The organism is Dickeya sp. ws52, from assembly GCF_007210685.1.
In the GTDB taxonomy this organism is placed as follows: Bacteria; Pseudomonadota; Gammaproteobacteria; order Enterobacterales; family Enterobacteriaceae; genus Dickeya; species Dickeya chrysanthemi.
In genome coordinates this window covers 1-646 of the sequence record NZ_SZVX01000053.1, presented here as the reverse complement: position 1 = coordinate 646, position 646 = coordinate 1, and the positions used below count along the sequence as shown (strand labels likewise).

Annotated in this window: 1 tRNA gene and 2 rRNA genes; all 3 read left to right on the top strand. The window is 49.5% G+C overall.

Going from position 1 to position 646, the window contains the following annotated elements:
* Positions 1-71 (top strand): 16S ribosomal RNA (locus tag FDP13_RS21470); the annotation flags it as partial.
* A gap of 86 nt (positions 72-157) precedes the next feature.
* A tRNA-Glu gene (locus tag FDP13_RS21465) sits at positions 158-233 on the top strand.
* Between the two features lie 194 nt (positions 234-427).
* Positions 428-646: ribosomal RNA gene (locus FDP13_RS21460) — 23S ribosomal RNA — on the top strand; the annotation flags it as partial.

Sequence of the window (646 nt, the reverse complement as noted above, 5' to 3'; positions counted from 1 at the left end):
TGTGATTCATGACTGGGGTGAAGTCGTAACAAGGTAACCGTAGGGGAACCTGCGGTTGGATCACCTCCTTACCGAGTAGAAGTGCCTGCGTGGTGTCCACACAGATTGTCTGATGATAAGAAAGAGTCAAAAGCGTCTTGCGAAGCTGACAAGTGATGTCCCCTTCGTCTAGAGGCCCAGGACACCGCCCTTTCACGGCGGTAACAGGGGTTCGAATCCCCTAGGGGACGCCAATATGACTGACGGTGGGTGAAAGACACGGTCAACGCTAACCTAAAACTGATTAGAGATAGTCAGGTTTATGTTATCTGCTCTTTAACAATCCGGAACAAGCTGAATAATTTGAAACGACGGCATGTGAATGCGAGTTCATGTGTTGTTCGAGTCTCTCAAAATACTCGCATCCCGAGACACTTTCGGGTTGTGAGGTTAAGCGACTAAGCGTACACGGTGGATGCCTAGGCAGTCAGAGGCGATGAAGGGCGTGCTAATCTGCGATAAGCGTCGGCAAGGTGATATGAACCGTTATACCCGACGATACCCGAATGGGGAAACCCAGTGTGTTTCGACACACTATCATTAACTGAATCCATAGGTTAATGAGGCGAACCGGGGGAACTGAAACATCTCAGTACCCCGAGGAAAA